The sequence below is a fragment of the Polymorphobacter sp. genome (assembly GCF_051860865.1).
GTDB lineage: Bacteria > Pseudomonadota > Alphaproteobacteria > Sphingomonadales > Sphingomonadaceae > Sandarakinorhabdus.
This window is the reverse complement of sequence record NZ_JBIMKZ010000041.1, coordinates 22023-28022: the sequence shown is the minus strand read 5'-3', so window position 1 is coordinate 28022 and position 6000 is coordinate 22023. Positions and strand designations below refer to the sequence as shown.

Annotated in this window: 6 protein-coding genes; 2 read left to right on the top strand and 4 right to left on the bottom strand. The window is 66.4% G+C overall.

The genetic code is table 11. The features are described from left to right. On the top strand, positions 1–713 hold a 713-nt coding region (locus ACTIFJ_RS09180; RefSeq protein ID WP_439533804.1), incomplete at its 5' end, for a TetR/AcrR family transcriptional regulator. Positions 714–721: 8 nt separating this feature from the next. Here the strand turns inward: ACTIFJ_RS09180 and ACTIFJ_RS09175 are convergent. The 4 genes from ACTIFJ_RS09175 to ACTIFJ_RS09160 are packed head-to-tail and all read right to left on the bottom strand — an operon-like array spanning position 722 to position 4754. Next, a complete protein-coding gene (locus ACTIFJ_RS09175; protein WP_439533803.1) occupies positions 722–2065 on the bottom strand; it encodes an aromatic ring-hydroxylating oxygenase subunit alpha in 1344 nt (447 codons plus the stop codon). A gap of 23 nt (positions 2066–2088) precedes the next feature. Further along, positions 2089–2850 (bottom strand): SDR family NAD(P)-dependent oxidoreductase, encoded by a 762-nt coding sequence (locus ACTIFJ_RS09170; RefSeq protein WP_439533802.1) that lies wholly within the window; start codon positions 2848–2850, stop codon positions 2089–2091. After that, complete coding sequence (locus ACTIFJ_RS09165) at positions 2847–3365, bottom strand: nuclear transport factor 2 family protein (RefSeq protein WP_439533801.1); 519 nt, start codon at positions 3363–3365, stop codon at positions 2847–2849. The genes ACTIFJ_RS09170 and ACTIFJ_RS09165 overlap by 4 nt, the downstream gene beginning before the upstream one ends. Before the next feature lie 12 nt (positions 3366–3377). Beyond that, positions 3378–4754, bottom strand: coding sequence for an aromatic ring-hydroxylating oxygenase subunit alpha (locus ACTIFJ_RS09160; protein ID WP_439533800.1), 1377 nt, complete (start codon positions 4752–4754; stop codon positions 3378–3380). A gap of 142 nt (positions 4755–4896) precedes the next feature. Between ACTIFJ_RS09160 and ACTIFJ_RS09155 the strand changes: the two genes are divergently transcribed. After that, positions 4897–5868, top strand: coding sequence for an NAD(P)H-quinone oxidoreductase (locus tag ACTIFJ_RS09155; protein WP_439533799.1), 972 nt, complete (start codon positions 4897–4899; stop codon positions 5866–5868). Positions 5869–6000 lie beyond the last annotated feature (132 nt).

The following is a 6000-nucleotide window of genomic DNA, read 5'->3' as shown; positions in this document are numbered from 1 at the left end:
CGATACGCTGGCCGATGATGACCGTGCCGCCGACCTACCGCCTCTCCGACCTCGAACCGGCGGGCATGGCCCGGCCCGATGCCGGCCCGCAGCAGCGCAAGAGCGCCGATACCCGCGTCACTATCCTCGACACCGCTGTCGAATGCCTGGCCCGGCATGGCTATGCCCGCACCACCACCGAGCTGATCATCCGCACCGCCCGCATCTCGCGCGGCGCCATGCTCCACCATTATGCCACCAAACTGGCGCTCATCGAATCGGTGACGGACTATGCCTTCTACCGGCACATGGAGACGTTCACCGCGGCGGTGCGCGAGCTGCCGGACATCGAGCGGATGCGCGACAATGTCGGCATCCTGATCGACTGGAAGCTCTACCTGTCGCGCGAATACAGTGCCTATCTCGAGCTGATGGTGGCGGCGCGGACCGATCCCGAACTGGCGGCGATCTTCCTGCCGCGTGCCCGGCGTCATGACGAGGTGTGGCGCAGCGAGCTGCTGCGGGTGTTCCCGGAATGGGCGGAGACGCCCGAGCGGCTGTCCCGCGCCCGCCGGCTGGTGCAGGCGGTGATGAGCGGCATGGTGCTCAACCGTGACAGCTGGGACGATCCGGCGATGGAGCGGGCGCTGCTCGCCTTTCTTGCCCAGACGCTGCTGGCGGTGCGCGAGAACCGGCTCGACTGGCCGGACGGGGACGCGCTGGCGCTGCCCTGACGTGGCGGTCAAGGCCGCGCCATCCACCGGTCCAGATTGTCGTGGAAGAACCGCACCCGCGATTCCTGCCCGGCCAGCACCTCGCGGCTGTAGCCGCGCGAATGCAGGGCCTTCTGCTGGGCGCTCCACAGGGTGACGTCCTGATCGATGGTCGGGCCCATGCTGTAGTCGCCGGCCTTGCCGGTCTGGTGCGGGGCCGGGGTCTCCATGCTGACCCAGTCCCGCATCGTCGGCGAATAATATTGGCTCTGGCCGGCCGGGAACAGATTCAGATACCACATGTCGAAGAAGCATTTCTCCGGGTCGGTGGGGTGCGGGCGGGCGCGCAGCCAGATGTTGCCATCGGGCTTCATGCTGAACGAGAGATTCGGAAACAGCGTATAGTGCCAGTTGTCGGTCAGCATTGAATCGTCGTAGCGGCTGAAATCATAGCCCTTTTCGGCGCCGAGCTTGCGCTTCTGGGCCTGCAGCGCCAGCCGCAGGTCGTGCATCCGGCCGCGGAACTCCTCGGGGTCGAGCTCCCAGAAGCGGATATGTTCGCCCATCTGGCGGATGATCTCGTCCTCGCCGCCGCGCACGGTCTGGCTCGGCGCGCCGCCGGCCATCAGCATCCGGGCGTGGCCGCTCGGATAATGATCGAACTGGGAGTGGAGATAGGAGAATTCGGCGACATATTTGAGCTGCGGATGGGCATGGAAGACATGGTAGGATTCGTTGAAATTGTCCTGGACCAGCTTCCAGTTGAACTCGCCCTCGATGGTTACCCAGGTGGTGCGGACCATCGCCTCCATCGGATAGGCATCGAGATGGTCGGTCACCGGCGCGAGGAACTCTCGCAGCGGGATCGCGTCGTTGTCCATGTTGAACCAGACGAAGCCGCCCCAGCTGTCGGTGCGGATCGGCACGAGGTTCTTCGACCGGCAATCGGCCGAGGCCGGGAAATCGGCCTCGTCGGGAATGGTCTTGATGGTGCCGCGCAGATCATAGGACCAGGCGTGATAGGGGCAGGTGAGGCGCCGGGAATTGCCGGTCTCCTGCGTCACCAGCATCATGCCGCGATGCTGGCAGACATTGTAGAAACAGCGGATCTCGCGGTCGTCGCCCATGACCGCGAGGATCACCTCGGTGCCGAATTCCAGCGTCACGAAGTCGCCGGGCTTTTCGAACTGGTTGACCATGGCGGCGATCTGCCAGGTGCGGGTCCATACCGTGTCCCATTCGCGCTTCCAGAAATCGCGGTCGAAATAGCGCTCGGGGGTGATCGGGTTGTCGCTCAGCGCGGGCTGCGGCGGGCGCGACCGGTCGATGCCGATGGGATGGCCGGTCGGGGTGGCGGTGTCGATGGTGCCCATGCTGGTCTCCGCTGGTCGCGCCGTCAGGATGCCATGTCGCGCGGGGTCGGCAAACGGCGCAGGTGCATGCCGCCGCTGACCCGGATCACGTCGCCGGTGGTCGTGCATTCGTCGCTGGCCAGCCACAGTGCCGCCGCAGCGACGTCGTCGACCTCTGACAGGCGCCCGGTCGGCGTTTCGCGCTGGAAGGCACCGAGAACGGCAGGATTGTCGAAATAGGCGCCGGTCATTGCGGTGCGCGTCAGCCCCGGCGCCACGGCGTTGATCCGGATGCCGCGGTCGCCATATTCGACGGCTGCGACGCGCATCACCTTGTCGGCGGCGGCTTTGCTTGCCGAATAGGCGGCGAGACGGGGGCCGGTGAGCTCGACGGTCAGCGACGAGATGGTGATGATCGAGCCGCCCTCGGGCATCGCTGCCGCCACGTCGCGGATGAACAGCGCGGTGCCGATGAAGTGCAGCGTCGCCTGGTTGAGCAGCGCCGCATAGGTCTCGTCGGCGATCAGCGACGAGTGATTGACGCCGGCGAGGTTGATGGCGATGTCGAGGCCGCCCAGCTCGGCGACCGCCGCGGCGACGCCCGAGGCCAGCGAGGCTTCGTCGGTGATGTCGAGCTGGACGACCGGCAGCCCCAGTGCCTTGCCGACGGCGCCGACCTTGTCCAGATTGCGGCCGCCGAGTACGACGCGGGCGCCTTCCTCGGCAAAGCGGCGGGCGACGGCGGCGCCCATGCCATCGGGGGACGAGGCGCCGACGACCAGCGCGCGTTTTCCGTTCAACCTCATTTGGTCAGCTCCAATTGTGCATAAAGCGGGTCGGCCGGGCTACGCTGGCCGAAGTGGCGCGGCGAGGCGGGGCTGCGGTCGAAAATGTCCGAGCGGGGGTCCGAGGCGCTCCAGTCCGAGACGAACTGGCGGTGGCTGATCCGCCAACTGCCGCCACGGCGCTCGAAGCGATCGAGGTAGCGGCCGGCGACGGTCATCCGGATGGGCGCGCCCGCGGCATCGGCCATGTCATGATAGGCGACGAAATAGCTTTCGGCCCGCGCCGTGTCGCCGGCGACATCGACCAGCACATTGCCGATGACATGCTGGGTCCGCTCCATCGTCTTCAACACCGGCATCACCCAGGCGCAGAATTCATCGACATTGCCCTTGAAGCCGCCATGATCGTCGGTGGCGTCCGGATGGAAGACATCGCGGATCATCGCCTCGTCGGCGCGGTCGAGCCCGCGCGCGAAGCGGTAGACGAGTTCGGTGCAGGCCTGCTTGTCGAGCAGCGTCTGGAGGGGGTCTTGCATCGCGGGGGCTCCCTATCGCGCCAGATAATCGTCGAGGGTCTTGTGGAAGTGCCGGATCCGGCTCTCCTGGTAGCGGGCGAGTTGCAGCTGGCCGGTCTTGGAGGCCTCCATCCCGGTCTGGACATGGGGCAGGTTGGCCATGTCCTGCTCGAGCACGGCGCCGAGCTGGCCGAGATGGTCGGCGAAGCTCTCGTCCGGCGCCAGCATGGTCATCGCCGGCATCGGCGCGGTCTCGCCCGGCTTGAGGCGGCCGAGCAGCCGAACCTCCATCAGCGTGTGGCGGACATCGTGCCAGGGGCGCCAGCGATAGACGACGGTCGGCTGGAAGCCGCCCCAGGGCGAGAAATTGGGGAAGACATTGTAGGTGAAGGCGTCCTGCACCTCGGCATCGGTGGCATGATCGAGATCGCGGCCGAACAGCTCGCCGAAGCGGTGGCGGTTGAAATCGCCCATGGTGGCGCGGGCGCTGCGGCCCTCGGGCACGTTGATGGTGGTGCCCGGCAGCACGACGCGGCCGTTGTACTTGACGAAATTGTCGATGATCTGCTGCTCGTTCTCGCTGACGCCCAGCGTCGGGGAGAGGACGCCGAACGGCGTGATCGTCAGGTTCACATGGTCGCCGTAGAGGCTGTATTTGGAATTGACGTCGCCGGTGAAGCCCATGATCTGCGGATGGGTGGTGGAGACGTGATCGGCCTCCATGAACGCCTCGGCGCAGGCCTTCCAATTGGCCGGGATGACCTTGGCGACCCAGGCGGTGGTGTACGCCTCCTCATGCTGCCAGCGTTCGAAATGCGTGGGCAGCGGGGCGAGATAGTCCTCGAGGCTCTGCCCACCCTCGGCTTCCTTGATGAAGATATAGCCGCCCCATTGGCCGACCTGCGCCTGTGGCAGCGCCATCGCCTCATCCTCGATCTGGGGGAAATCCCAGCGGCAGGGGATGTGCTTGAGCGTGCCGTCGGTGTTCCAGGTGAAGCCATGATAGGGGCACTGGAAATCCTTGGCCCAGCCGCTGGCGGTGCGCAGCTTGCGCCCGCGATGCAGGCAGACATTGTGAAAGGCGCGGACCGAGCCATCGGGCTGGCGTGTGACAAGATAGGAGCGGCCAGCATTTTCATAGAGCACATGATCGCCGGGCTCGGGCATTTCTTCCTGCCGGGCGGCGAACTGCCAGACATTCGGCCACATCTTCTCGCATTCGGCGCGGAAGAACTCGGGGTCGGTGTAGCGCGATGCCTCGATCGGGGCCGAGCCGAGGTCGCGCTGGACATGGCCCTTGAGAAATTCCGGCACCGGCCGGCTGTCGCCGCGCGCCAGCTCGTCCCAGCTCACGCCGTCGCTTCCGGCTGGTGCCGGCGCCGTCATGGGTGTCACGGGCTCGCTTGCCATCAACCTCTCCCGTCGGCCCTCTTGAGGAGCCTGCATACATGTGCTTCTTTTACCGGATCATAGCCCAGTCGAGAAATAAGAACAACCTTGACTGTTTTTTCGTGTCGGCCGATTGATCGGTTAAACAAGGATTGGATTTCGAATGCGAGCGGTTCATATTTACGGCGGCAAGGGCACGGCCGATGCCATGTATGTCGACAGCCTGCCGACGCCGGTGCCGGCGGCGCACGAGATCCTGATCAAGGTCGTTGCTGCCGGCGTCAACCGGCCGGATATCGCCCAGCGCGAAGGCAATTATCCGCCGCCGCCGGGCGCTTCGCCGATCCTCGGGCTTGAAGTGGCCGGCATCGTCGAGGCCGTGGGCGCCGCGGTGACGCAGTGGCATGAGGGAGACCGTGTCGCCGCGTTGCTGCCGGGTGGCGGCTATGCCGAATATGCCGTCGTCGATGCCCGTCACGCGCTCGCGGTACCCGCCGACATGGACCTGCACGCCGCCGGGGCGCTGCCCGAGACCGTCTTCACCGTCTATTCCAACCTGTTCGAGCGGGGGCAGCTGCAGGCCGGCGAAACCGCGCTGATCCACGGCGCCAACAGCGGCATCGGCGCCACCGCGATCCTGATGGCCAAGGCCGCCGGCGCCCGTGTCATCGCCACGGCGCGCGGTACCGACAAGGCAGCTCGCGCCCGGGAACTGGGTGCCGACATCGCCATCGACGTCTCGGCCGAGGATTTTGCCGAGGCCGCCCGCGCCGCCGGCGGCGTCGACGTGGTGCTGGACATCATCGGCGGGGACTATTTCGCCCGCAATATCGCCGCGCTCAATCCCGACGGCCGGCTGGTGCAGATCGCCACGCTCGGCGGCAACATCGTCCAGGCCGACCTGCTGCAATGGATGTTCAAACGGCTGACGCTCACCGCCTCGACCCTGCGCGGCCGACCGGCCGACGAGAAAGCCCGGCTCACCGCCGCCATCGCCGCCCACGCCTGGCCCTGGTTTACCAGCGGCACGATCAGCCTGCCCGTCGATCGCCGCTTCCCGCTCGAGCAGGCCGGCGACGCCCATCGATGGCTGGAACAAGGCAACCAGTTCGGCAAGGTGATCCTGGTCCCCTAGGCGGTATCGACGCCTCCGGCGGTAAGGAAAAGTGCCTCCGGCGGTGAGAGAAAATGCCTCCGGCGGTCAGAAGTGCCTCCGGCGGCTGGGGCCGGAGGCCCCAGACCCCAATAATCGGGCCTCCGCGAGGCG